The sequence below is a fragment of the Terrabacter carboxydivorans genome (assembly GCF_039532035.1).
GTDB lineage: Bacteria > Actinomycetota > Actinomycetes > Actinomycetales > Dermatophilaceae > Terrabacter > Terrabacter carboxydivorans.
In genome coordinates this window covers 324,340-348,723 of sequence record NZ_BAAARE010000001.1, presented here as the reverse complement: position 1 = coordinate 348,723, position 24,384 = coordinate 324,340, and the positions used below count along the sequence as shown (strand labels likewise).

General features: G+C 70.7%; 22 protein-coding genes, 1 tRNA gene, 2 pseudogenes and 1 riboswitch. Of the genes and pseudogenes, 20 read left to right on the top strand and 5 right to left on the bottom strand.

Annotated features, from left to right (window positions below; translation table 11 throughout):
• Positions 1–2: 2 nt before the first annotated feature.
• Positions 3–1,016, top strand: coding sequence for a LacI family DNA-binding transcriptional regulator (locus tag ABD297_RS01665; RefSeq protein ID WP_344252378.1), 1,014 nt, complete (start codon positions 3–5; stop codon positions 1,014–1,016).
• 603 nt (positions 1,017–1,619) lie between these two features.
• On the opposite strand, the gene otsB is transcribed toward ABD297_RS01665, so the two are convergent.
• On the bottom strand, positions 1,620–2,426 hold the full coding sequence (otsB, locus tag ABD297_RS01660; RefSeq protein WP_344252377.1) for a trehalose-phosphatase: 807 nt from the start codon (positions 2,424–2,426) through the stop codon (positions 1,620–1,622).
• Positions 2,423–3,985 carry an alpha,alpha-trehalose-phosphate synthase (UDP-forming) gene (locus ABD297_RS01655; RefSeq protein ID WP_344252376.1) on the bottom strand — a complete coding sequence of 521 codons (1,563 nt, stop codon included), beginning with the start codon at positions 3,983–3,985 and terminating at the stop codon, positions 2,423–2,425. Before ABD297_RS01655 ends, otsB begins: the two co-directional genes overlap by 4 nt.
• Before the next feature lie 207 nt (positions 3,986–4,192).
• Here ABD297_RS01655 and ABD297_RS01650 point away from each other — a divergent pair, with 207 nt between their 5' ends.
• The 6 genes from ABD297_RS01650 to ABD297_RS01625 all read left to right on the top strand — a co-directional run bounded on the left by ABD297_RS01650 (position 4,193) and on the right by ABD297_RS01625 (position 9,980).
• Positions 4,193–4,624, top strand: coding sequence for a CBS domain-containing protein (locus tag ABD297_RS01650; protein WP_344252375.1), 432 nt, complete (start codon positions 4,193–4,195; stop codon positions 4,622–4,624).
• Positions 4,625–4,746: 122 nt separating this feature from the next.
• A complete protein-coding gene (locus tag ABD297_RS01645) occupies positions 4,747–6,543 on the top strand; it encodes a serine/threonine-protein kinase (RefSeq protein ID WP_344252374.1) in 1,797 nt (598 codons plus the stop codon).
• Positions 6,544–6,918: 375 nt separating this feature from the next.
• Positions 6,919–7,103: riboswitch (cyclic di-AMP (ydaO/yuaA leader) on the top strand.
• 5 nt (positions 7,104–7,108) lie between these two features.
• The gene (locus ABD297_RS01640; RefSeq protein WP_344252373.1) at positions 7,109–7,789 is read left to right on the top strand and encodes a transglycosylase family protein; all 681 of its coding nucleotides are present in this window, start codon (positions 7,109–7,111) and stop codon (positions 7,787–7,789) included.
• Between the two features lie 150 nt (positions 7,790–7,939).
• A tRNA-Thr gene (locus tag ABD297_RS01635) sits at positions 7,940–8,015 on the top strand.
• A gap of 163 nt (positions 8,016–8,178) precedes the next feature.
• Positions 8,179–9,330: a tyrosine-type recombinase/integrase gene (locus tag ABD297_RS01630; RefSeq protein ID WP_344252372.1), complete on the top strand. Its 1,152-nt coding sequence runs from the start codon at positions 8,179–8,181 to the stop codon at positions 9,328–9,330.
• 407 nt (positions 9,331–9,737) lie between these two features.
• Positions 9,738–9,980, top strand: a complete 243-nt coding sequence (locus ABD297_RS01625; RefSeq protein WP_344252371.1) for a helix-turn-helix domain-containing protein — start codon at positions 9,738–9,740, stop codon at positions 9,978–9,980.
• Between the two features lie 146 nt (positions 9,981–10,126).
• On the opposite strand, the gene ABD297_RS01620 is transcribed toward ABD297_RS01625, so the two are convergent.
• Positions 10,127–10,357 carry an excisionase family DNA-binding protein gene (locus tag ABD297_RS01620; protein ID WP_344252369.1) on the bottom strand — a complete coding sequence of 77 codons (231 nt, stop codon included), beginning with the start codon at positions 10,355–10,357 and terminating at the stop codon, positions 10,127–10,129.
• A 560-nt stretch (positions 10,358–10,917) separates the two neighbouring features.
• Between ABD297_RS01620 and ABD297_RS01615 the strand changes: the two genes are divergently transcribed.
• The 13 genes and pseudogenes from ABD297_RS01615 to ABD297_RS01555 all read left to right on the top strand — a co-directional run.
• Positions 10,918–11,361, top strand: a complete 444-nt coding sequence (locus ABD297_RS01615; protein ID WP_344252368.1) for a hypothetical protein — start codon at positions 10,918–10,920, stop codon at positions 11,359–11,361.
• Between the two features lie 101 nt (positions 11,362–11,462).
• Positions 11,463–12,248: a hypothetical protein gene (locus tag ABD297_RS01610; protein ID WP_344252367.1), complete on the top strand. Its 786-nt coding sequence runs from the start codon at positions 11,463–11,465 to the stop codon at positions 12,246–12,248.
• Positions 12,249–12,269: 21 nt separating this feature from the next.
• Positions 12,270–12,965: an SAF domain-containing protein gene (locus tag ABD297_RS01605; RefSeq protein ID WP_344252366.1), complete on the top strand. Its 696-nt coding sequence runs from the start codon at positions 12,270–12,272 to the stop codon at positions 12,963–12,965.
• A 4-nt stretch (positions 12,966–12,969) separates the two neighbouring features.
• Positions 12,970–13,773: a hypothetical protein gene (locus tag ABD297_RS01600; RefSeq protein WP_344252365.1), complete on the top strand. Its 804-nt coding sequence runs from the start codon at positions 12,970–12,972 to the stop codon at positions 13,771–13,773.
• 242 nt (positions 13,774–14,015) lie between these two features.
• Positions 14,016–15,419 (top strand): TadA family conjugal transfer-associated ATPase, encoded by a 1,404-nt coding sequence (locus tag ABD297_RS01595; RefSeq protein WP_344252364.1) that lies wholly within the window; start codon positions 14,016–14,018, stop codon positions 15,417–15,419.
• 161 nt (positions 15,420–15,580) lie between these two features.
• The gene (locus ABD297_RS01590; protein WP_344252363.1) at positions 15,581–16,309 is read left to right on the top strand and encodes a type II secretion system F family protein; all 729 of its coding nucleotides are present in this window, start codon (positions 15,581–15,583) and stop codon (positions 16,307–16,309) included.
• Positions 16,309–17,232 carry a type II secretion system F family protein gene (locus ABD297_RS01585; RefSeq protein ID WP_344252362.1) on the top strand — a complete coding sequence of 308 codons (924 nt, stop codon included), beginning with the start codon at positions 16,309–16,311 and terminating at the stop codon, positions 17,230–17,232. Before ABD297_RS01590 ends, ABD297_RS01585 begins: the two co-directional genes overlap by 1 nt.
• Positions 17,233–17,356: 124 nt before the next feature.
• A complete protein-coding gene (locus ABD297_RS01580; protein WP_344252361.1) occupies positions 17,357–17,599 on the top strand; it encodes a hypothetical protein in 243 nt (80 codons plus the stop codon).
• 25 nt (positions 17,600–17,624) lie between these two features.
• Complete coding sequence (locus ABD297_RS01575) at positions 17,625–18,041, top strand: TadE family protein (protein ID WP_344252360.1); 417 nt, start codon at positions 17,625–17,627, stop codon at positions 18,039–18,041.
• Positions 18,038–18,502 (top strand): TadE/TadG family type IV pilus assembly protein, encoded by a 465-nt coding sequence (locus ABD297_RS01570; RefSeq protein WP_344252359.1) that lies wholly within the window; start codon positions 18,038–18,040, stop codon positions 18,500–18,502. Before ABD297_RS01575 ends, ABD297_RS01570 begins: the two co-directional genes overlap by 4 nt.
• A gap of 5 nt (positions 18,503–18,507) precedes the next feature.
• A complete protein-coding gene (locus ABD297_RS01565; protein ID WP_344252358.1) occupies positions 18,508–19,026 on the top strand; it encodes a TadE/TadG family type IV pilus assembly protein in 519 nt (172 codons plus the stop codon).
• The gene (locus tag ABD297_RS01560; protein ID WP_344252357.1) at positions 19,023–22,643 is read left to right on the top strand and encodes a LysM peptidoglycan-binding domain-containing protein; all 3,621 of its coding nucleotides are present in this window, start codon (positions 19,023–19,025) and stop codon (positions 22,641–22,643) included. Before ABD297_RS01565 ends, ABD297_RS01560 begins: the two co-directional genes overlap by 4 nt.
• A gap of 36 nt (positions 22,644–22,679) precedes the next feature.
• Positions 22,680–22,973: pseudogene (locus ABD297_RS01555) on the top strand (CpaF family protein); the annotation flags it as partial.
• A 43-nt stretch (positions 22,974–23,016) separates the two neighbouring features.
• On the opposite strand, the pseudogene ABD297_RS01550 reads toward ABD297_RS01555, so the two are convergent.
• Positions 23,017–23,160: pseudogene (locus tag ABD297_RS01550) on the bottom strand (IS256 family transposase); the annotation flags it as partial.
• A 9-nt stretch (positions 23,161–23,169) separates the two neighbouring features.
• Positions 23,170–24,363: an IS30 family transposase gene (locus tag ABD297_RS01545; protein WP_344252282.1), complete on the bottom strand. Its 1,194-nt coding sequence runs from the start codon at positions 24,361–24,363 to the stop codon at positions 23,170–23,172.
• Between the last annotated feature and the right edge of the window lie 21 nt (positions 24,364–24,384).

Below are 24,384 nucleotides of genomic sequence, written 5' to 3'. Positions count from 1 at the left end.
GGGTGAAAGCACGACTGCGCGACATCGCCGACCAGGCGAGCGTGTCGGAGGCCACCGTCTCCAGGGTGCTCAACGGCAAGCCCGGAGTCGCCGAGTCGACCCGGCAGGCGGTGCTGACGGCGCTCGACGTCCTCGGCTACGACCGCCCGAGTCGCTTGCGCCGCAAGAGCGCCGGGCTCGTCGGGCTCATCGTGCCCGAGCTGACCAACCCGATCTTCCCGGCCTTCGCGCAGATCATCGAGAACTCGCTCGCCCAGAACGGCTACACGCCGGTGCTCTGCACCCAGGTGGCCGGGGGAGTGCACGAGGACGACTACGTCCAGATGCTGCTCGAGCGCGGCGTCGCGGGGATCATCTTCATCTCCGGCCTCCACGCCGACACGACGACCGACCCCGACCGCTACATCGCGCTGCGTGACCGCAACCTGCCGCTCGTCCTCGTCAACGGCTTCATCGAGGGGGTCGACGCGCCGTTCATCAGCAACGACGACGTCGCCTCGATGGGACTCGCGCTCGAGCACCTCGTCAGCCTGGGGCACCGTGAGATCGGGCTCGCCGTCGGGCCGGATCGCTACGTGCCGGTCATCCGCAAGATCGCGGGCTTCCGCCACTCCATGCAGGAGCTGACCGGACGCCCCGACGTCGACGACCTCATCGAGCGCTCCCTCTTCTCCGTCGAGGGCGGGGCCACCGCGGCCGGCCGACTGCTCGACCGTGGTGCAACGGCCGTCGTCTGCGGCTCGGACCTCATGGCGCTCGGCGCGATCCGCGAGGCGCGCAAGCGTGGTCTCAACGTGCCGCGCGACTTCTCCGTGGTCGGCTACGACGACTCGACGCTCATCGCCTTCACCGACCCGCCGCTGACGACGGTGCGCCAGAGCGTGAACGCCATGAGCGCCGCCACGGTGCGCGCCCTGCTCGACGAGATCGCCGGACAGCCCTCTCCCCGTGCGGAGTACGTCTTCCGCCCCGAGCTCGTGGTGCGCGGTTCGACAGGCGCGGTCCGGCGGCACTGAGGGCGCGCGCCCGAGCGGGCGACACGGCATACCGGACCACGCGGTTGGGGCGCGCGAACTCAGCCCGGGCGTGACCGGCGGGCCAGCCCGGTCGGTCGGGTGCGCGCGAACTCAGCCGGGGCGTGACTGGCGGGCCAGCCCGGTCGGTCGGGTGCGCGCGAACCCAGCCCGGGCGTGACTGGCGGGCTGGTTGGGGCGGTGGGTGCGCGCGAACTCAGCCCGGGCGTGACTGGCGGGCTGGTTGGGGCGGTGGGTGCGCGCGAACTCAGCCCGGGCGTGACTGGCGGCCCGGTTCGGGCGGTGGGGTGCGCGCGAACTCAGCCCGGGCGTGACTGGCGGGCACGCTGGTCGGTGGGGTGCGCGCGAACTCAGCCGGGGCTTGACTGGCGGGCTGGTTGGGGCGGTGGGGTGCGCGCGAACCCAGCCCGGGCGTGACTGGCGGGCCGGCTGGGGCGGTGGGGTGCGCGCGAACCCAGCCCGGGCGTGACTGGCGGCCCGGTTCGGCCGGCGGGGGCGCGCGAACTCAGCCCCGGCGTGACTGGCAGGCCGGTTCGGCCGGTCGTGCGCCACCGACGCCGTATGCCGGGTGGCGCGTCCGCCCGGTCAGCTCGCGTCGCGGGTGGCCGAGCAGAGCTGCTCGAGCCGGCTGAGCAGGGCTGCGGCGGCGGGCTCGTCGTCGACGCGGTAGCGCGCCGCGGTCGAGCCGGTGCCGACCTTGACCGTGAGGTCCTCGGGCCGGCGCATACGGGTGAAGGCGTCCTCGTCGGTGACGTCGTCGCCGAGGTAGACGCGCGCGACGGCGTCGACGTGGCGGCCGAGGGCCGTGACGGCAGAGCCCTTGTCGGCGTGCGAGACCGAGAGCTCCAGGACCGACTTGCCCTTGAGCACCTTGACGCCCGGGTGGTCGAGGGCGACGCGTCGCGCGTCGGCGATCGCGGCGTCGCCGACCTCGCGGGGGAGGCCGCGCACGTGGACGACGACGGCGGCGGACTTCAGCTCGATGTGGGCGTCGGAGTGGTGCTCCTTGACGAGCGCCTCGATGTCGGAGCGCAGCTCGGCGAGGGTGGCCTCGTCGTCGGGGGTCACGGCGGCGGCCTCCATCGCCTCGCGCACGGCGGCGCTCGACGACTCGGCACCGTGGCTGCCGATGAGGACGATCGGCTCGTCCTCGCCGATCTCGGTGAGCGTGCGCAGCGTCGTCAGGTCGCGGCCTGAGACGACGGCGACGTGCACACCCGGCAGGCTCGCCAGCGAGCGCAGCGTGTCGATGGCGCCGGCAACCGGGGTCGCCTTCATCGGGTCGGCGTCGAACGGCGCGAGCACGCCGTCGTAGTCGGTCGCCACGAGGATGACCGGGGCCTCGGCGGCGCGTTCGAGGGCCTCGTCGAGGGGAGCGACGGCGGCACTCACGACCGCGACCCCGTCGCTTCGCCGCGTGCCGCACCCTGGGACTCGCCGTAGGACTCGCCGTCCGACCCGCTGCGGGAGTCGCTGGGGCCCGGCATGAGCGGCGTCTCCACCGAGTGCGGGGTCGGCGTGTTGCGGGCCTCGGGCTGCGGCAGTTCCGGGGCTGCGGCGAGGGCCGCGAGGTAGCGGGCGGCCCACCGCTGCACGTCGTGGTCGGAGACGCGGCGGCGCAGGGCCTTCATGATGCGCTGCTTGTCCTTGGCCGGGGTGTTGATGGCGCGCAGGATCGTCTGCTTGAGCCCCTCGATGTCGTGCGGGTTGCAGGCGAAGGCCTGGTGCAGCTCGTGCCAGGCGCCGGTGAACTCCGAGAGGACGAGCGCCCCGCCGAGGTCGTGTCGGCAGGTGACGTACTCCTTGGCGACGAGGTTCATGCCGTCGCGCAGGGGCGTGACGAGCATGACGTCGGCGGCCTGGAAGAGGGCCGCCATCTCCTCGCGCGGGTAGGAGTGGTGCAGGTAGTGCACGGCCGGCGCGCCGATCTTGCCGAGCTCGCCGTTGATGCGACCGACGGTCTGCTCGATCTCGCCGCGCAGGATGCGGTAGGCGTCGACGCGCTCGCGGCTGGGCGTGGCCACCTGCACGAGGGTGACTTCCGGCGGTCCGATGCGCCGCTCGGACAGCAGCTCCTCGTAGGCCTTGAGACGGTGCCGGATGCCCTTGGTGTAGTCGAGTCGGTCGACGCCGAGCATGAGGACCTCGGGGTCGCCGAGGCTGGCGCGGATCTCTCGAGCGCGGGCCATGACGTCGGGTCGCCTGGCGAGCTCCTCGAGTCCCCGGAAGTCGACGGAGATCGGGATGGCGGCGGCCCGCACCTGGCGGCGCGAGCCCTCGACGGTGACGCGGTCGCGCTTCGTCTGGGCGCCGAGCAGCTGTCGGCAGGCGCGCACGAAGTTGCGGGCGTCGGCCTGGCGCTGGAAGCCGAGGAAGTCGGCGCCGAGCAGCCCCTCGAGCAGCTGGGCGCGCCACGGCAGCTGCGCGAACAGCTCGACGGGCGGGAAGGGGATGTGGTTGAACCAGCCGATGCGCACATCGGGCCGCAGCCGGCGCAGCAGGGTGGGCACGAGCTGGAGCTGGTAGTCCTGCACCCAGACGGTGGCGCCCTCGGCCGCGACCTCGGCCACTGCCTCGGCGAAGCGCCGGTTGACGGTCTCGTAGCTCGACCACCACTCGCGGTGGAAGGTCGCCGGCACGATGACGTCGTGGTAGATCGGCCACAGCGTGTCGTTGGAGAAGCCCTCGTAGTAGTCGCGCACCTCCTCGGTAGAGAGCGGGACCGGGTGCAGGTGGATGCCGTCCTCGTCGAAGGGCTCGGGCGCCTCGCCGGCGTCGCCTGCCCAGCCGACCCAGGCGCCGGGCTGGGACCTCATGACCGACTCCATGGCCGTCACGAGCCCGCCGGGACTGCGCCGCCACTCGACCTCACCGTCGTCGGTGACCACCTTGTCGACGGGCAGTCGGTTCGCCGCGATGACGAGGTCGTAGGTCGGCCGAGGCGTCGGCACGCGATCAACTCCTGCTGCTCGAGGGGAGGGGGACGGCCCACGACGTACCCGTCCCGAGGGCGTGGGGCGCGGCGCAGGCGCGATCGGTCTCACTCTAACGAGCGAACGGTGGCGCCCGGTGCTGTCGCGTTCTAGGGTCGAGTCAGGGCATCTGCGGTGGTGCGTGTGGACCGCCGGAGGGCATCGCGCCGAGGTGAAGGAGTCGCCGTGAAGGTTTCCGACGTGCTGCGCAACAAGGGCAGCGAGGTCATCACCATCAAGCCCGACGAGACCGTCTCCAGCCTGCTGGACCTGCTGACCGAGCACCGCATCGGTGCCGTCGTCGTCAGCACCGACGGCACGAGCGTCGACGGGATCGTCAGCGAGCGCGACATCGTGAGCCACCTCCATGGCACGGGGCCGACCGTGCTCGACGCGCCCGTCTCGCAGATCATGACGAGCGAGGTCACGACCGGCTCGGCCGACGACAACATCGCCGATCTCGCCGGCACGATGACCGAGCTGCGGGTGCGCCACGTGCCCATCGTCGACGCGGACGGCAGGCTGGCGGCCATCGTCAGCATCGGCGACATCGTCAAGCACCGCCTGTCCGAGCTGCAGTCGGAGCGTGACCAGCTGCGCGACTACATCAGCAGCTGAGGTCGTCGGTCGCGAAGCCGCCGAGGCGACCCGCACGCGACGATCCACCACATCTCAGGACATGTCGCGGCGCGCGACGCCGACGTTGGGGTGCCGGCCCACCCGTCGCATACCGTAGGGGCATGACTGCGTACGACCGGACCGAGCGGGTGCCTGCCCCGCGGTCCGGCGCGCGCACCGGGGGCGTGCCCGTCTCCGGTCGGCCCGGCGGACCGGGCGGCCCCGGTGGTCCCGGCGGCCTCGGCCAGCAGCGGATCGGCTCGTACCGCCTCATCGAGGAGATCGGTGAGGGTGGCATGGGCGTCGTGCACCTCGCCCTCGACCCGCGCGGCCGCGCCGTCGCCATCAAGGTGCTGCGCAGCCACGTCGCGCACGACGCCGACGCCCGCCAGCGGCTCTCCCGCGAGGTCGACACCCTCTCGCGCATCCGTGACGCCCGCGTCGCGAGCGTCATCGACGCCGACGTCATGGCTCCGCGCCCCTACATCGTGACCCGCTACGTGCCCGGTCCGGCGCTCGACGAGGTCGTCGAGGAGCGGGGGCCGCTGGCGCCCGCCGACCTGCTCCGGCTCGCGCGGGGCATCGCCGAGGCGATCCGCTCGATCCACGCGTGCGGGGTCGTGCACCGCGACATCAAGCCGGGCAACGTCCTGCTCGAGGACGGCGACCCCGTGCTCATCGACTTCGGCATCGCCCACCTGCAGGACGACGTGCGCCACACCGTCGGCGGCCTCGTCATGGGCACGCCCGGCTACCTCTCGCCCGAGCTCGTCGAGGGCGCGGCCATCACCGACGCCACCGACTGGTGGGGGTGGGCCGCCACGATCACGTATGCCGCGTCGGGACGCCCGCCGTTCGGCCGGGCTCGCATGGACGCCGTCCTCACGCGGGTGCGCGCGGGCGACGTCGACCTCGACGGGGTCGACCCGCGCCTCGTGCCCCTGCTGCGGGCCTCGCTCTCGCCGGACCCGAGGCTGCGCCCGCACGCCGACGAGGTCATCGCCGCGCTCGAGCTCTACGCCGCCGGTCACGCCGCGACGGTGCCGACGCCGAGCGGCGGACCGTGGGACGACGGCCGGCACGGAGCGGTCCCGGGCGACACCCAGGTCGTCCCGGGCGGCAGCACCGCGGTGCTCCCGCCCGTTGCCGCCACGGCCGTGCACCCCGTGGCCGACACGGCCGTGCGGTGGGCTCCGCCCCCGACCGGCCCGCGGGCGGCCGAACCCGACCCCACGGCATACGACCACTGGGACGACGAGCCCGCCTCCGACGGCTACTGGCCCGAGGATGAGTGGGACGAGGACGAGCCCCCGCAGCGCGAGGGTGACCCCCGCATCGGTCGGCCCATGCGCACGGGGCTGCTGGCTGCGGCCGGTGCCGCGTGGGTCGGCTCGCTCATGGCCTGGCCCGGCATCGCCCTCGTCGTGCTCGCGGCGCTGTCGGTGCTGGCGCGTGCCACGGACCGCTCGGTCACGGCCCTCGTGCTGCGGCGCTACGACTTCGGCCGGAGGCGCAGCGACGTGCCGTTCGCCGTCGTCTCGAGCCCGTGGCACCTCGTCGTCGGCATCATCGCCACGGCGGTGGGGATGCTGCTGCCCGCGGTCGTGGCGCTCGCCGGGATCTTCGCGAGCGCGCTGCTGCTCGCCGGCACCCAGGGGAGCGACCTCGGCCCCGGCAGGCCGCTCACGCTGGCGGTCGGTGGCGTCCTCGGCCTGCTCATGCTCTGGTGGGGGCCCGGGGGAGCGTCGCTCCGGCGTGGCTCCCGCTCGATCGCCCGGCGCCTGGTGCCTGCCGGTGTCGTGACGCAGGTCGTCGGGGCGCTCCTCGTCGTCCTCGGCGTCGTGGCGGCCCTGCTCGCGTTGCAGAACGGCGCCAGCGTCACGTGGAACCCCTTCTCGGGCAACCCGTTCGCGGCATGACCAGTTCGGGCTGCTGAGCCCGGGTCCCGCGTCCGACCGGGTGTACAGAGGGTCGTTCAGGGTGCCGTTCAGGCGCCAGTCCTGCGCGCGGCCTGTGCGGCCGGTCGGCGCCTTCTGTGGGCGTCCTGTGGCGATAGCGCATCAGCCCTTCCGTCGGCTGGGAAAAAGATCACGGAAGTGTCTCGACTTGCCTTGTGTCGCGCCCCGACCTCACGTACCGTCAGTGCTCGGCGGCACCCGACCCTCGGGTCGGAACGGGAGTGGCAGCACTGGCTCCCGGGTCGCTTCGTCGCGTCCGGCTCCACACGAACGCTCCCCACAACTTCACATGGACACCCAAAGAATCCGTTCCCTGAGCGCGCCGAGCCTCGCCAGCCAGGGATGTAGCCCACACCCGTGGGCCGGGCGAGGACGGGGGACCCAGTGTGGCCAGTGAGTGCACGTGCGCAGCGCGTGTCAATGAGGACGAGATCTGGCCTGGGGGTGAAGTCGCAACTGCGACAGGGCACCTGACGCCCCAACCCGACAGCTAACCCCGCAGGCGCGCGTCAGGAAGGAAACACCCATGCACTACATGTCCAAGCATGCTGCGACCAAGAAGATCTCGGTCAAGCAGCGCCTTGCGGGAGTCGGAATCGCCGGAGCGGCCACCATCGTCGGTGGCATCACCACAGCAGGGTCGGCCAAGGCCGCCTCGGTCTGGGACTCGGTCGCCGCGTGCGAGTCGGGCGGCAACTGGTCCATCAACACGGGCAACGGCTACTACGGCGGCCTCCAGTTCAGCTCGAGCACGTGGCGTGCCTTCGGCGGCGGCGCCTACGCCTCGCGCGCCGACCTCGCTTCCAAGGGCGAGCAGATCGCGATCGCCCAGCGCGTGCTCGCCTCCCAGGGGCCGGGCGCCTGGCCCGTCTGCTCGAGGCGTGCCGGTCTGACCCGCTCCAACGGCGGCGCCGCGACGCAGGCCGTGTCCCGCTCGACCACGCGGACGCCCATCGCGACGAAGACGACCGCGACCCGGCCCGTGGCCAAGAAGACGGTCTCCAAGAAGAAGTCCTACGTGGCCCGGCCCGCCGCCACCAACACCGCCAAGGGCGCCTCGATCACCGTGCACAGCGGTGACACCCTCGGCAAGCTCGCCCAGCGCTACCACGTGTCGGGCGGCTGGAAGGCCCTCTGGAAGGCCAACGGGGCCCGCGTCACGAACCCGAATCTCATCTTCGTGGGTCAGACGCTGCGTCTTCCGTGAGTTCCTGATAGAACTGAGCCGGACGGCCTCGCGCGACCAACCCCTGGGTTGCGCGGGGCCGTCCTCTCGTTCCGGGTGCCGTCGGTTTGGGCGTATGCCGTGGGGCTCGGTTACGCTTTCGCCCGTCCGCTGCCCACGTGCTCCGGGCGTGCTGGCGTGGCGCAATTGGTAGCGCACCTGTCTTGTAAACAGGCGGTTAGGGGTTCGAGTCCCCTCGCCAGCTCCATCGTGTGACCTGCGAAAACAGGCTCTGAACTGCACTTATGTGGCCCGGTGGAGCGCTGTGTCCCAGAGTCACAAGCGGACACGACACCGCTCAGATGTACTCTCTAATCGCACGCTAATCGCACGCTAATCGCACGGCGATGGCTCGATCGGGAGGGTCGCGGGTGGCGAACAAGCCCAACAAGCGAGGCTTCGGACATCTTCGGCGGCTGCCCTCCAAGCGGTGGCAGGCCAGCTATGTCGGCCCCGACCTGGCCCGCCACAACTCGCCGACCACCTTTGCGACCAAGGGCGACGCTGAGGCGTGGTTGGGTGCCGAGAGGAACCTGGTCGCTTCCGGGCGGTGGGAATCGCCGGTGTCGCGCACGCAGAAGAGGACTGCGTCCAGCTTCAGCTCATACGCGCGGCGTTGGCTCGAGGATCGCCCTCTGAAGCCCCGGACCAAGGACGGCTATAAGCACCTGCTCGAGCGTTATCTGCTTCCTGTGTTCGGGGACCGCCCGCTCGCGTCGATCACCCCGAGCCAGGTGCGCGTGTGGTGGGCGAGTCTGAACCAGTCGACCCCGACGGTGAACGCCCGGGCCTACGCGCTCCTCAAGGCCGTACTGAACACCGCCGTGGCCGACGAGGAGATCTCCGCCAACCCGTGCCGAATCAGATCCGCCTCCAGTGCGCCGCGAGCTCGCGAGATCAGGCCGGCGACTGTGGCCGAGCTGGACACCATCGTGGCGACCCTCCCCGAGAACAGGCGGGCAATCGCTCTCCTGTGCTCTTGGTGTGCCTTGCGCATCGGTGAGGTTCTTGAGCTGCGCCGAAAGGACGTTGATCTCACGAGAGCGACAGTGCGCGTCGACCGCTCCGTCGCCTGGGTCAAGGGAAGACCGGTCGTTGGCGCGCCGAAGTCCGCCGCTGGGCGGCGAACCGTGACGATCCCGCCGCACGTGGTGCCAGCAATCAGCGCGCACCTTGACGGATACGTCGGGCGAGGCAAGGAGTCGCTGCTGTTCCCTGCGCGGGACGGGCGCAGCCACCTGCAGCCGACGGTCTTCAATGACGCCTTCCGCAAAGCAAAGGTGGCCGCGCAGCGGGACGACCTTCGCGTCCACGATCTGCGTCACACCGGAGCCACGCTGGCGGCAATGACGGGTGCCACCCTCGCCGAGCTCCAGCAGCGCCTCGGGCACTCGTCGGTCGGCGCAGCTCTTCGGTACCAACACGCCGCCGCAGGACGCGACGCGCAGATAGCGGCGGCGCTGTCCGTCCTCGCGACAAACTCTCACGCAGAGATCGAAGCCTCGGAGGCGGAGCCTCAATGAATTCCGCCGACCGCGACCCCGCCAGGGGCTCGCGCATCAGCCCTGGGGCCGGACGTGGTCGGGCACCGTTGCGCCGTGAGTACGACCCGCCAGCCGGACTATTTCAGAATGCGCTCGGAGACCTGAATCAGCCATATCGGCAAGGACTCGGCTGAGTCGTGCCTACAGGCAGTGGTTGCCCTCGCCGAGAGGCGTTCGGCGGCGTCCTGAGCGCTGTGCCGTGCAAAGGCACATCCCCCACGCTTCCGGGAGTCCGGCGTCGACGCGCGTGCGGATGTCTTCGAGGCGCACTGGAAGGGCATGCGACGAACCGAAAATGACAAGGCTGGCATTGGGTCGGCCCGGGCGCTTTGAGGGGAGGCCGTACTCGGCGCGACGAGTTCGGTGGCAATCCGTAGGGTCGTGCCATGCCCTACCCCGGGCGTCCGACCCTCTCGGTTCTTGCGGAGTTCGTCGGCACCGCGACGATCAAGCAGGCAGCGCAGCAGCGCGAGCGACTGCTCGCGTTCTGCGCCGAGGAGCATGCGGCGGGCCGGTCGATCCACGAGCTGGCGGAGCTCACGGGATGGACTCAGGCCGCCGTCCGCCGTGCGCTCGACTCCGCGGGTGTGGAGCGCCGAGGTCGAGGGGCGTCGCGGATCCGGTCCTGACCGAGGCGCGAGCCACGTGTAGGCGCCAACTGAGCCGAGCTGGCCTCGTCGACCCGGATGTAAGGCGTGAGCTCGGTGCGGCCGCGCGAGGCTGGTCAGCGGTTCAGGCGCCCGGCCGTGTCGATGCGGTCGCGAGTGCGGACGCCTCAGCGGGAAGGGCGTGCCGCCCGGAGGCTGTCAGGTCCTAGCGACACGGTCGGTATGCGAACCATCATCTGGTCGACGTCGTCTGGGTCGACTCGAAGCAGGCGGGGCCCGCTGCGGTACGCGGCGAGCACGCCGCTAGCGATACGCCGTCGTAGCGTCTTCGTGCTCAGGCCTGTTCGCTCGGCTGCTTCGGCCAGGGACTCGAACTCGCGTCGGTGCTTGTGGTTCATGGTGACCTCCCAGCCCCCAACGCCCGAGCTGGTAGCCCGGGCGATCAGCCAGACCCTGTCGCCTGGACGGGTGATCGACGGGACCCGCCGGTCGCCTCGACCCGTGGGCGGTCGGCCTTGCCCACTGCGAGCCGCTCGCAGTCGCTCGCGATCCCCCGGATTCTCGACCTGCGCGATGGCGGGAGTTGTGGTGCCATGGATGCGAGGCAGCGCAAACCGGGCGAATCCACAGGCAATGTGACGGCGACGGGGTGGTTATCCACAGCCGGCCATGAGACCTCCTCGCGGATGAAATCCCGCCATAACGTCAAACCACCAACTTCGCCGTGGCTGATCGCCGGGGACGAGTTGAGGGGCTTTATCTCTTGAAACCGGGGAGAACACATATGACTCGAGCAGACAGGCGAGCGGGCGCGGCCGTCGCGGCCGCCATCGCTCTGGTTGCCCTGGCGGCGTGCACGGGTGCGTCCACTCCGTCGACGCCTTCATCGTCCTCGATATCGAGCGTCTCGGTTTCAACCTCGAGCCCACCGACGACCGCGACGACGAGTCCCGAGCAGGTGGCACAAGAGGAGGCCCGGGGGATGGTAGCGAGGTACTACAGGGACGCGGCGCGCGGCCTGTATGAGCCGGCCAAGACCAACCCCTCGTTCTTCGAGGGGTCCTCGAGTGGCACAGCACTGGTCGACAACGTGAACGCTCTCAACGCGGCCAAGGCACAGAAGATCCGTGTGACGGGGGAGACCAAGCTCAAGTCGGTCCAGCATGTAAAGACCGATCTCACTATGGACCTCAAATCCACGCCTCCGGCAGTCCCGATTGTGACGTTCCTGGTCTGCTATGACGTCACCGGCGTCAACGTCGTAGACAGCAAGGGCAAGTCGATCGTGCCGGCCAGTCGGAAGCCGACCGGTCTTCGACTGGTCGGTGTGGTTAACCGCGAATACCCAAGTCCTGATGGGTGGCGAGTGGAGTACGTCCAACCCAAGGCGGACTCGTGCTAGCCAGATGCGCCGCGATCCTCGTAGCGACTCTTGCCGTCGGGACCTTCGGCGCAACAATGACCGCCAGGGCGGACAGTCCCACGTGCGAGAAGTACGGCGACATGGGCAACTGCATCATTTGGGCGGCCAGCGGCGGCACCCCAGGCGGAGGTTCCAGAGGCGGCAGCCCCGGCCGCGGCACCGCCCCCGGTTTGGGCGGCGGCGACGGTTCGGGTTGGGAGGGGTCGAACGTGATGCAGTTCGAAGGCGTGACGTGCCGCGTCACAAGTGCGCTCGTTCCGTCACCCCCGAAGGGCGATCCCATCTGGTCCGGCCACGACACAGGTGCGATCTACAAGTGCCTCATCGCCGGCAACGACTTCAACGGTGACCGCGTGCTGCTGTTCTGGGCGGCTGCGCCAGCGGCACCTCCGCCACCTGATCCGAGGGTTCTGGCCCGGCAGGCCATGAACGCTATGCGGTTGAAGGCGGTGAACATCGGGATCGTCCCGGAGCCGCGGCCCGGAAGCATCGGCATCATCGGGCTACCGACCTGGATGTGGGTCGACGGACCGGCGGATAACACGTGGGGCCCGATCACCCGGACCGCGTCAGCGGGCGGCTTCACGGTCCGGGCGACGGCCGAGGTCAAGAAGGTCGTGTGGGACATGGGAGACGGCACCCAGGTCGTGTGCTTCACGAAGGGCACCCCGTACGCGGACTCCTTTGGCAGGCAGTCCAGCCCGGACTGCGGGCACACCTACACGCGCCAGGGCTTGTATGCCGTCACGGCGACGAGCTACTGGAGCGTGACCTGGGCCGGGGTCGGGGAGAGCGGCGTCATCCCGCTGGACCTGGCCCGGACGACAAACATCACCATGGGCGAGAGCCAAGTCATCAACCAGTAACAGGTCGACAGGGGAACGCGGATGACCGTGACAACAGGGCATACGGACAGCACCGACGCGGGCCGGCGGAACGGGCGAGCCCGGCCAGCTCCGCTCAGCTCCGGCGAGGTTGCTCCCGCCCCGAAGCTGCGGCGACGCCCGATCCTCGTGGTCACCTCCGTCGCCGCCGTCTGCCTCGGTGCGCTTCTGGGGGTGTGGGCGTGGACCTCGACGAGCAACACCCATGAGGTCGTCGCGGTCCGCGCGACCATCGCCCGGGGCGAGACCATCGACCAAGCAGACCTGATGACCGTCCAGGTCGGTGTCGACCCCGGCCTGCGGACCGTCGCCGGGAATAGCCTGACGGAGCTGGTGGGCCAGCGCGCCGCGATGGACATGGCAGCAGGGAGCCTCGTGACGGCCGAGTCGGTGACGAGGTCGGTCATCCCCCCGGCCGGCCAGTCAGTTGTGGGGGTCGCGTTGCCGCCCTCGCTCATGCCGGGAGAGCCGCTGCAGGCCGGCGATAACGTACGCATCGTCGGTACGCCCGGCGCGCAGGGCGAGGTCACCGATGGGCCACCAGTAGAGGTCACGGCGACCGTAGTGGGCCTGCACCCCGGCGCGGATCAGGACAAGACGGTCGTGTCCGTTCAACTCCCGAAGGACGAGGCCGCTGAGCTCGCCGCCCGTGCGGCAACCGGCAGGGTCGTTCTGGTGCTCGACAGCCGGGAACGGTGACCTGATGGCGCTGATCGTGCTCACGTCCGCCTCCGGGTCGCCAGGGGTGACCACCTCGTCGGTCGGCCTCGCCCTGACTTGGCCTCGGCCGGTGCTGCTCGTCGAGGCAGACCCGACGGGCGGGTCGTCCGTCCTCGCTGGCTACCTGCGTGGCCTGACGGCGCCGACGGCCTCGCTGATCGACCTGGCGCTGGCCCACCGGCACGGCCAGCTGGAGCAGGCGATCGCGGGCACTGCAGTGCGGATCGAGGGGTCCTCGGCATCGGTGTTGCCGGGGACCCGCTCGCACACGCAGGCGCCGAGCCTCGTGCCGCTGTGGGAGCCTCTCTCGGCCGCTTTGAAGGGGTTGGAACGGACGGGGCAGGACGTGATCGTCGACGCCGGCCGGCTGGGCCTCACGGGGTTCCCGGAGCCGTTGTTGTACGTCGCTGACCTGTGCCTGCTGACGGTGCGCTCGGACCTGGTGTCACTGTCCGGGGCCCGGTCCTGGGCGCAAGCGCTGCGGGCCGGGTTCGAGCGGGTCGGCGGCCTCGCGTCGCTGGGGTTGTTGATGGTGGGGGAGGGCGACCCGTACACCGCCCGAGAGGTGCGCAAGGTGCTGGGGATCCCCGTGGTCGCCTCTCTCGCACAGGATTCCGTGGCTGCACAGGTGTTCGGCAGAGGCGCCCGGACCCCGCGGAAGTTTGACACGTCACCCCTTGTGCGGAGCCTCTCCGCCGCCCGGGATGCGATCGACTCGAGGATCGCGGCCCATCGTGACGAGCTCGCAGGCGGTCCTGCCCCGGTCCCGATGGCGGCAAGGCCATGAAAGGGCGCGACGGTTTCCCGAGCCCCGCACGCTGGGCGGACCACAGCGATCCAGCGGACCCCACCGATCCGACATCGCTGCCGCTCTTCGCGACACAGGCAGCGCCCCCTCGGCCGACGGCGCCGACAGCGCCGACGGCCACGCCACCAGCGGTGTCGTCGCGGCCGGGTCGGGTGCGCGGCACCTTCTCGATGCGGCCCACGCCTGAGCGCGCCCCCGAGCGCGACGATGTGCGTGACGCTATGACCGCCACGCAGCAGCGGACGGCGGCGGAGCCGCGTCCGGCGCGGGCGGCATACGGGAGCGGGCTGGACTGGGAGCTGGTCGCGGCGCTGCGGCAGCAGGCCTCCGACCGGCTCAGTGCCGCTTTGGGAGAGGAGAGAGCGCACCTCGCTGCGGCGGTTCAGCGGGAGCGGGGCCGCGCGATCATCCTGGACCTGCTCAACGACGAGTCGGTGGCCCGGGTCGAGGCGGGGCAGGCGCAATGGAGCGGGGCCGAGCAGGACGAGATGGCTCAGGCGCTCGACGACGCGCTCTTCGGCCTGGGGAGATTGCAGCCGCTGGTGGATGACGACCGAGTGGAGAACATCATCGTCACCGGGTGTGACCGGGTGACCCTCGAGCTGACAGACGGGCGGATGGTGCCCGGTCCGGCGGTCGCGAACAGCGACCAGGAGCTGATCGACTTCCTCGTGTTCTTGGCGAGCAGGTCGGAGGCGAACGCACGGCCGTTCTCTGAGTCGCAACCGAAGCTGCACCTGCGCCTCGACGGTGGCGCGCGGCTGGCCGCGGTCGCGTGGGTGATGCCTCGCCCGTCGATGGTGATCCGCCGGCACCGGCTGCGGCAAGTGACTCTCGCGGATCTCGTGGCGCGCGGCAACCTGTCGGAGACGGCCGCCTCTTTCCTGCGGGCAGCGGTCCGGGCCCGCAAGTCCATCGTCGTGTCGGGGGCGCAGGGCGCCGGCAAGACGACGTTGGTGCGCGCGTTGTGCGCTGAGATCCCGAGGCACGAGATCATTGGCACCTTCGAGACCGAGTACGAGCTGCACCTGCACGAGCTGACCGAGGTCCACCCGATCGTCTTCGCGTGGGAGGCCCGGCCTGGATCGGGCGAGCGAGGCGCGGACGGCAGGCAGGCCGGCGAGTTCACCCTCAGCGAGGCGCTGTTCGACTCGTTCCGGTTCAACCTCTCCCGCCAGATCGTCGGCGAGGTCCGCGGCGACGAGATCCTCGCGATGCTCAAGGCGATGGAGTCCGGCGCCGGGTCGATCAGCACGACGCACGCCGTCAACGCCGAGGGCGCCATCAACAAGCTCGTCACCTGCGCGATGGAAGCCGGGCCGCACGTGACCCACGACTACGCCGTGCGGGCGATCGCGGCGAGCATCAACCTCGTCGTGCACGTGCACCTGGAGACCAGCCCGCTGGCCGACGGGGCGGCGCAACGCGCCCGCTGGGTCTCCGAGGTCCTCACCGTCGCCCCGGGCGAGCGGGAGAAGGGGTATTCCGTGCAGAAGGTCTTCGCGACCGCGCCCGGCTCGCGGGTGGCGACTCCGAACGTGCTGCCGGACGACTACCTCGATCTGCAGCAGTGGGGATTCGACCTGACCGACTTCTACGGGCACCGGGACGAGGCCGCGTCATGACGCCGCTGATCCCGGCCGTGGCCGGGGCGCTCGTCGTCGCGGGTCTGCTCGGGCTCGTCCTTGGCCTGTGCCCGCGGCCGGTGGAGACGGCCGCCCCACGGGGTCATCGTCTGCCCGGGTCGCCCCGGTCGCCCGGGTCACGCTGGCCACGGTTCGCTGGGGTGAGCCGGCGCAGCCAGCGGCTGATCCTGGCCGGTCTCGCGATCGGTGTCCTGGCGGCAGTAGTGACCGGGTGGGTCGTCGCAATCCTCCTCGTGCCAGCGACACTCGCCGGGCTGCCCTACCTGCTGTCCTCCCCGGAGTCGGCGAGCAAGATCGAGCGCCTCGAGGCGATGGAGGAGTGGACCCGCTCCCTGTCCGGCATCCTCACCGCCGGTGTCGGGCTCGAGCAGGCACTGATCTCTACCCTGCGCTCCACGCCGGAGGAGATCCGACCCGAGGTCACCCGGCTGGCGTCCCGGCTGCGGGCCCGGTGGGGCACCGAACGGGCGTTGCGGGCCTTCGCCGACGAGCTAGACGACGCGACCGGCGACCTCGTCGCCGCCAACCTCGTCCTCGGCGCCCGCCGCCGCGGCGCCGGCGTCGCCAGCGTCCTGGAATCCTTGGCCGAGTCCGTCGCGGCCGACGTGAGGGCCCGCCGCGAGATCGAGGCCGACCGGGCCAAACCGCGCTCGACGGCACGCTGGGTCACCATCATCACCATCGGCGTCCTCGCCGTTCTCGCCTTGACCGGGGACTACATCGCCCCCTACGCCACCCCGTTCGGGCAGGTCATCCTCGTCGTGCTGCTGAGCCTCTACGTGGCAACCCTGATCTGGATGAAGCGGATGGCCATCGGGGAGCGCCTGCCCCGGTTCATCGGCTCGGCCGTGAAGGAGGCGGCTCGCTGATGCCCTCCGGACTGCAGCTGGCGATCCTGGCGGGCGGCCTCGTCGGGCTCGGCGTCGCCCTGATCGTATGGCGGCTCACCCCGGCAGATCCGGACCTGGGCGATGCCCTGAAGCGGCTCTCACCCAGCAGCGCCCGGTCGCAGGGTGACCTCGGCATGGCCGGCGCGGACAGTGGGGTCGGGTCGGACGCGCGGGAACGGCTCGGGCTGTGGGGGATGAAGACGCTGCCCGCCGGGGCGTGGGGCAGCGTCCCCGTCAAGGAGCTGGCGATCCTGCGGATCCCGGTGAGCCGCTTCTACGGCGAGAAGCTCATGTTCGCCGGGCTGGGGCTGCTGGCCCCGCCCCTGCTCGCGACCTTCTTCACCCTCCTGCGGCTGCCCGTCCCGGTCGTCATCCCCGTCATCGCTTCGCTAGGGGCCGCGGTGGTCTTCTTCTTCCTGCCCGACTACAACGCCAGGGACGACGCGAAGAAGGCCCGGGCCGAGTTCGCTCGCGCTCTCGGCGCCTACATCGACCTCGTCGCCCTTGAACGCAACAGCGGAGCCGGTCCGCGGCAGGCGATGGAGGCCGCCGCCGACGTCGGCGACTCCTGGGTGTTCCGGCGCCTCGGTGAGGAGCTGGCCCGGACCCGCTGGTCCGGCCTGACCCCGTGGGACGCGCTGCGCAACCTCGCCGACGAGCTCGGCCTGCCCGAGCTGCAGGACCTGGCCGACATCATGCGCCTCTCCGGTGAGGAGGGCGCGCAGATCTACTCCAACCTGCGCGCCCGGTCCGCGGGGATGCGCGCCGCGATGCTCGGCGCCGAGAAGACCAAGGCCAACGAGGTCGGCGAACGCATGTCCATCCCGATGAGCCTGCTCGGCGTCATCTTCCTCGCCATCCTCGTCGCCCCCGCGCTGCTGCGGGTCATGGGCGACAGCTGATCCCGAATGGCACTGCACCGCAGTCGAATTCGCATGACCCGCACCACCCGCATCACACAGCGCAAGTGACCCTCCCGGGAGAGCTCGGGACCACCCGGCAGATATACGACGACAGGAGAGGCTCATGAACTACCTCGCAGCGACCTTGCACATCCTCGGCGCCACCCTCACGGACAAGGCGGAGGCCACGCTGGAGTCCAGGCTCAGACGTGACCCCAACCCAGACGGAGGCACGGGCCGCGACTCAGACAGGGGTGCGGTCACGATGGAGATGGTGATCTGGGCGGTCGCGATCATCGGCATCGTCGGGATCGTCGTGGCCGCCATCACGAACTACGTGACCTCCAAGGCCGGCAGCATCAGATAGCAGCCACCGAATTCCCAGGCTGGCGATGAGCAGCACCCGGGCGCCGAGACAGCGCCGCCGCACCGCGGCGGGGCCATCCGAGCGCGGGTCGGCCTCGATCCAGATGGTGTTGCTGCTGCCGGTGCTCTTCGCGGTGATGTTCCTCGGGATGCAGGCGGCGTTGTTCTACCACGCGAGGTCGGTCGCGATCGCCGCAGCGCACGAGGGCGCCAGGGCCTCCTCGGTAGAGGACGGCGGCGGGGGAGCGGGGGCGGCCGCGGCGGCCTCCTTCGTCGCTGCGGCCGGTGGGGACGACGTACTCAAGGACGCCCACGTCAGTAGCAGCCGGACCGCTGAGGTCGCGACGGTGACCGTCTCCGGGACCTCGCTGAGCGTCATCCCGGGGTGGTCGCTCTTGGTGCGGCAGTCGGCGACGGTGCCCGTGGAACGGGTCACTCGATGACCCGCCGTCCACACTCCCGGTGCGCCCGCTTCCGATGGCTTCGAAGGCGTTCCGAACGTGGGTCGGCTGTCATCGAGACTGTGATCGGCGTCCCCGCGTTCCTGCTCTTTGTCGGGCTCATCATCTTTGCGGGCCGGATGGCCATCGCGCACCAGGCCGTCGAGGCGGCCGCCAACAGCGCTGCGCGCTCGGCGTCGATCTCCCGAACCCAGGCAGAGGCGGAAGGGGCCGCGTCCTCCTCAGCCAGCTCCACGCTGGCGAGCCAAGGGCTCACCTGCGCCAGCACGGCCGTGTCGGTCGACACGACCGGGTTCGCCACCCCCGTCGGCACCCCCGCCCAGGTCACCGCGACCGTGACCTGCGAGGTCAACCTCGCCGACCTGTCCGTGCCCGGCGTCCCCGGCAGCAAGACCGTCACCGCGACGATGCGGTCCGCCATCGACACCTACCGGGAGCGGTGATGACCATGACGACCAGCACGACAAGCACGACGAGCACGACGAGCACGACGACGCGGCCGCCAAGCCCTGAGCGCAGGGAAGTCCGTGAACGCCGCTACCCCATCGGCGTTGCGCGCCGCGACCGCGGCTCGGTGAGCATCTGGCTGGCAGCCAGCGGCCTCGTCATGATCATCCTCGTCGGGCTCGCCGTCGACCTCGGAGGCAAGGTCGGCGCCCAGCAGCGCGCGCAGGACGTCGCCCGCCAGGCTGCCCGCGCCGGCGGCCAGCAGCTGCAGGCGGCGGGAGCGGTCCGCGGCGACGGGGTCACCGTCGACCCGACGGCCGCCCGAAGAGCCGCCCAGACCTACCTCGCCGGATCGGGCATGACCGGGACCGCGTCCGTCGTGGACGGTCAGACCGTGCACGTCACCACCACGGCGACCTACGAGTGCACGTTCCTCGGCATCATCGGGCTGAGCTCGTTCACCGTCCACGGGGCAGCCGACTCCCGCACCACCCGCTCCGTCGACGGGGTCGAGCAATGACCTTTGGGGCTGAGCGGGGCGCCCGGCTGCGGGCGCGTCTGATCGGCCTTGCCGCGGCGGGCGGGCTGACCGCGATCCTGCTCGGCCTTCCCGCCGCGTTGCTGAGCGTGGGAGCCGACCTCATCCCGGACACGATTCCCTCCGTGACCTCGATGAGCCGGTTGTGGGCGGCGCTGACCAGCCCGGACGACGGGTCCCTCGTGCTGGGCGTGCTCACGATCATCGGCTGGGCTGTCTGGCTCTTCCTGACGGGATCCATTGTCCTCGAGGGGATCTCGCGGCTGCGCGGGGTGCGCGCTCCGCGGCTGCCGGGGCTGGCGCTGCCGCAGGTGGCCGCACGGAATCTGGTCAGCGCCGCGCTGCTGCTCTTCATCACCGCGCCCGTCGGCGCCCAGCCGGTCAAGGCGGCCGCCACCCCGAGACCGCCGACGGTCGTCGCTGCCGCAGTGCAGGTCCCCGGCGAGGCCCAAGTGGGCAGCAACGGCAGACCCCAGGAAGGACGCCCCTCCCACGCCACCGTTGGCGTCGGCACAACTGCGAGCGACGCCCCGGCAACCCGGCGAGAGAGCGCGCCGCACACGGCGACGCACACCGTCAAGCGGGGCGAGTCGCTGTGGTCGATCGCCGAACAGCGCCGCGGCTCCGGCACGCGCTTCACCGAGATCGCAGCCCTCAACACCGACGTGCTCGGCGACAAACCCGGCTTCCTCACGCCAGGCACCGTGCTCGTCATTCCCCGGGAGACCACCGCAGACACCACACACACCGTCACGGTCGAGTCGGGAGACACGCTCTCCCAGATCGCACAGGAGCAGCTGGGGGCCGCGGCCCGGTACCCGGAGATCCTCGAGGCCTCCAAGGACACCCGCCAGCCCCGGGGCGCACACCTGACAGACCCGGACCTCATCCGGCCGGGATGGGCCCTCACCATGCCCCGCGCAGACGGATCAGCGACCCATGAGTCCGAGAGCGACGAGGCTGCGGACAACACGCGAGAGCAAACCGTCACCGTGCAACCGGGAGACACCCTCTCCGGGATCGCCCAGGAGCAGCTGGGCGATGCCAGGCGCTACCCCGAGATCTTCGACGCCTCCACGAACACCCGCCAGGCCGACGGCGACCAGCTGCGCGACCCGGACCTCATCCGCCCCGGCTGGACCCTGACCCTCCCCGCAGCCCACGAACAGGCCATCTCACCGGCGGCCGCCGAGCCAGCCCAATCACCCGAGCGCCACGTGCCACTCCGGTCGGCGCCCGAGCACGGCATCCATCCACCACCGCCTGCGACTGCCCAAGAAGCGGCCGACGCCGCCGGCTCAACAACGGCCGCAGCCGAGGGCGCGACACCGACCACACCCCTAGCCCCTCGGACAGCCGAGATCCCAACAGGCACAACCCGATCCGCGCAGACGGCGGGGGCCGCATCGTCGGTCGAGGATCTGCCGGCCGTGGATGAGCAGGGTGAAGTACCGGCCTCCTGGGCACTGATCGGCCTCACCGGCGCCGGTGCGCTCCTCGCGGGGTCGATGCTCCTTAGCCTGCGCAGACGTCGGGCAGCCCAGTTCAGGGCACGACGCCCCGGCCGCACGATCGCCACACCCGAACCGGCCCTCGCGCCGGTAGAGAAGACCGTCACCGCTGTCGGCGGCACCAGCGCCCCGACCGTCGATCACCTCGACGACATCCTGCGCCGCCTCACCGCCGCGCACACCCGGGCCGGTGGCGCCGTGCCGCAGCTCGCGGCCGTCGAGCTGACCAAGTCGACGATCCGCCTGCACCTGACCGGCCCGGCCGCCCTCGCCGCGCCCTGGCAGGGCACACCCGACCAGCTGCACTGGACGCTGCCGACTGGAACCGCGCTCGACGAGGTCGGGCCAGCCGTGCCGGACCAGCCCGCTCCCTACCCCCTGCTCGTGACGATCGGAGCCAGCGACACCGGGGACCCCTGGCTGCTCAACCTCGAAGACCTCGACGTCAGCATCACCGGCGACGCCGACTTCAGCCGCGACCTGGCCAGGTACCTGCTCGCAGAGATCGCCTGCAACCCATGGTCACACGGCGTCCGGGTCGACATGGTCGGGGTCGGCACCGAGGTGGCCGCCATGAACCCCGACCGGCTCCGCGTGCACACCGGCGGCGACCCGGCCGCGGATGTGCTCACCGAAGGCATTCAGACTATCGATCGGGTCCACGACCTCGGCGACGACGTGGCCACCGCCCGGGCCGCTCAATCCGGCGCCGACGCCTGGCCGGCACGGCTGGTCATCCTCGACGCCGCCGCCCACGCCGCGTCCACCCCCGCACTGACGCAGCTGCTCGACCTCATCCACGGACACGCCGGCCGCACCGCCACCAGCGTCGTAGTCTGCGGCGAGCGCACCGACAGCGGCGCCGGCAGCACAGGCCCAACGATGGAGATCAGCGTGACGGCGGACGGCCGGGTCCGGTTGCCGGCCGTCGGGCTCGACCTCGTCGCAGTCGGCCTCACCCCGGACGAAGCCCAAGGCTGCGCAGCCCTGCTCGCCCAGAGCGAGGACCTCGACGACGTCCCCATCCCCACCACCGACGCCGGGGAAGGGTGGCGGTCCTGGACCAACGAGGCCGGCGCCCTGCGCGACGAACACACCCTGCACCGCTCCGCCGACGAGCACGGCCTCGGCGAACCCGTCACCACCGTCCTCGACCTCGACGACGAGGACTACCTCCAAGTCGGAGCGACCACCCGAGAGGACCTCCAAGCACTCGCACCCAAGGTCACCACCCAGGTCAGCGACGCCGTCCTAGCCAGCGACCCGACGCTCGATGCTGACCTGGCCGCGTGGTGGTCCGAGGACTGCCGGCTGCCACGCCTGACCCTGCTCGGGCCGGTGAGCGCCCGGACCCGGGGAACGCCCCTGACCAAGCGCAAGCACTACTTCACCGAGATGCTCACCTACCTCGCCACCCGCCCCCACGGCGCCACCCCAGCCGAGCTCGCCGACACCTTCAACATCACCCAAGCCAAGGCCCGCGACTACATCCGGATCTTGCGCGACTGGCTCGGAGTGAACTCCCGCACCGGCGACAAGCACCTCCCCGACGCCCGGAAGGCACCCGCCGCCCTGGTCCGCGGCGTCGGCGTCTACCAGGTCGTCGACGTCCTCGTCGACGCCGACCTCTTCCGCCGCCTGCGAGTCCGCGGAGAGGCCCGCGGGCCCGCGGGAATCGAAGACCTCGGCGCCGCCCTGCGCCTCGTACAGGGCCAACCGTTCAGCTGCCTCAAACAGGATCGGTGGTACTGGCTCGTCGACGGCGACCGCATCGACCAGCACCTGCTGTGCGCCATCGTCGACGTCGCCCATCTCGTCACCACCCAGAGCCTGCGAGCGGGCGACCTGCGCCGCGCCAGGCTCGCAGCGGAGACCGCCGCACTCGCCGCGCCCGACGAGGAGATCCCGCGGCTCGACCTCGCTGCCATCGCGGACGCCGAAGGCCGCCACGCCGAAGCGGACCGGATCCTGCGCGACGAGGTGGTCAACCGCGCGCCCCACGAAGGTACGCCGCCGGAACTCAACGACCGCACCGAACAGATCATCGCCGGCAAGGACTGGCTGAAACGGACCCGCCACGCCAGCTGAGCTCGGCAGTCAGCGGCGTCCGTGCCCGGAACATGCATCGAAGGCCCGGCAAGGATCTTCGATGCACGCGGTGGGATCGCCGAACTCACCCCGACCGTCCTCACCTCCGACGACGTGCGTGACCTGTCGAACGCATGCTGAAGAGCGGCGGACGCGGGTCGATCTGAGCAGCCCGTTGGTCGATGCAACCCTGCCTGACGGCTCCCGGCTCCACGTCGTCATTCCCGAATCAGCCGCACGCACTGGCAGGTCAACGTACGCACGTTCGTCGTCAAGGCCGACCACCCCGACGACCTCGTGCGTCTTGGCACGTTGACGAAGCTGGCCGCGACGTTGGGTGTGTCCGACGAACGGTGTTTCTGGCATCTGATTCTCAGAGGTTCTCGGCGGCCGGCATGCGGTCGGCGAAAGTGACAGCGAAAGCGTTCAGGGCGGGCTTCCACCGCATGGTCCATCGTGCCTGCCCGGTGCCCTTGGGGTCCAGCCCGCGGGTGACCAGGTACAGGCACTTGAGCGCGGGGCGGATTCAGCCGGTCAACGCAACACCTGGTGGGTTTGTTGATTGTGACAGTAGCCGGTCGAGTGCTTCTGCGGGTGTGCGCCAAGCGAGCCGTTTGCGCGGCCGAGTGTTGAGCTCACGGGCGACGAAGTCGAGGTAGTCGTGGTGGTAGCCGGACAAGTCCGTGCCCTTCGGAAAGTACTGCCGCAGCAGGCCGTTGGTGTTCTCATTCGTTCCGCGTTGCCAAGGTGAGTGAGGATCGCAGAAGTAGATGTCAAGGTCGGTCGCTGCCGCGATCTGAACGTGGTTGCTCATTTCGCGTCCTTGGTCCCACGTCAACGTCCGTCGCAGGCTTGCCGGCATGTTGCTCATCACCTCGACCATCGCCTGTTGGACCTCGACCGCACCATGGGCCCCGGGCAGGTGCAACAACGCGACGTACCCGGTCGCCCGCTCGACCAACGTGCCGATCGCGGACTTGTTCTCCGCACCGGTGATCAGATCCCCCTCCCAATGGCCCGGGACCGCCCGATCTTCAACCTCGGGTGGACGTTGGCTGATGTTCACCATGTCGGCGATCCGGCCACGCCGTTCGCTGGTGCGGCGGCGCGGTTTACGTAACGCCCGACCGGTGCGCAGGCATCGAGAAAGGTCTCGGCGCAGTCCGCCTCGGCCCTGCACGTACAGCGCTTGATAGAGCGTCTCGTGGGACACGCGCATCTCCAGGTCATCGGGGAAGTCGGCCACCAGTCGGTGGCTGATCTGCTCCGGGCTGTGCTTGAGGAGCAGCTGCTGCTGGACATGGTCACGCAACCGCTCGTGCCGCGCCAACAGCCGCACCCTTGGCCGTCGGGCCCGCCGGTCCGAGCCCGCCTGCGCCACCGATGCCCGGTAGCCGCTCTTGCGGCGAACCACACCGCGCGACAGCTCACGACTGATCGTCGAGGCAGAACGGCCCAGTGCCCGCGCGATCTGTCGCACACCTTCACCGGCCGCGTGGCGACAGCTGATCTCCTCACGCTCGGCGAAGGACAATCGTGGCACAGCAGCGGACACGGGTGCGGTGGCATCAGGCATCACCCCGCCAGCCTCGCGGAACCAACGCCAGGCCACCGACTTCGACACACCGGCGACCGAGGCCGCCTCGGCCACAACGACCCCGGTCCTCATCTCCCGCCAGAACTTTCGACGGACCTCGTACGCACGAGCGGGACGACCCATAACCAGCACCTCTTCATCAGG

Bases quoted from the DNA above. Each gene is read 5' to 3' on its own strand.
- ABD297_RS01645 (WP_344252374.1), top strand. From the start codon at position 4,747: ATGACTGCGTACGACCGGACCGAGCGGGTGCCTGCCCCGCGGTCCGGC.
- ABD297_RS01640 (WP_344252373.1), top strand. From the start codon at position 7,109: ATGCACTACATGTCCAAGCATGCTGCGACCAAGAAGATCTCGGTCAAG.
- ABD297_RS01625 (WP_344252371.1), top strand. From the start codon at position 9,738: ATGCCCTACCCCGGGCGTCCGACCCTCTCGGTTCTTGCGGAGTTCGTC.
- ABD297_RS01620 (WP_344252369.1), bottom strand. From the start codon at position 10,357: ATGAACCACAAGCACCGACGCGAGTTCGAGTCCCTGGCCGAAGCAGCC.
- ABD297_RS01610 (WP_344252367.1), top strand. From the start codon at position 11,463: ATGGGCAACTGCATCATTTGGGCGGCCAGCGGCGGCACCCCAGGCGGA.
- ABD297_RS01605 (WP_344252366.1), top strand. From the start codon at position 12,270: ATGACCGTGACAACAGGGCATACGGACAGCACCGACGCGGGCCGGCGG.
- ABD297_RS01600 (WP_344252365.1), top strand. From the start codon at position 12,970: ATGGCGCTGATCGTGCTCACGTCCGCCTCCGGGTCGCCAGGGGTGACC.
- ABD297_RS01595 (WP_344252364.1), top strand. From the start codon at position 14,016: ATGACCGCCACGCAGCAGCGGACGGCGGCGGAGCCGCGTCCGGCGCGG.
- ABD297_RS01585 (WP_344252362.1), top strand. From the start codon at position 16,309: ATGCCCTCCGGACTGCAGCTGGCGATCCTGGCGGGCGGCCTCGTCGGG.
- ABD297_RS01580 (WP_344252361.1), top strand. From the start codon at position 17,357: ATGAACTACCTCGCAGCGACCTTGCACATCCTCGGCGCCACCCTCACG.
- ABD297_RS01575 (WP_344252360.1), top strand. From the start codon at position 17,625: ATGAGCAGCACCCGGGCGCCGAGACAGCGCCGCCGCACCGCGGCGGGG.
- ABD297_RS01570 (WP_344252359.1), top strand. From the start codon at position 18,038: ATGACCCGCCGTCCACACTCCCGGTGCGCCCGCTTCCGATGGCTTCGA.
- ABD297_RS01565 (WP_344252358.1), top strand. From the start codon at position 18,508: ATGACGACCAGCACGACAAGCACGACGAGCACGACGAGCACGACGACG.
- ABD297_RS01560 (WP_344252357.1), top strand. From the start codon at position 19,023: ATGACCTTTGGGGCTGAGCGGGGCGCCCGGCTGCGGGCGCGTCTGATC.
- ABD297_RS01545 (WP_344252282.1), bottom strand. From the start codon at position 24,363: ATGGGTCGTCCCGCTCGTGCGTACGAGGTCCGTCGAAAGTTCTGGCGG.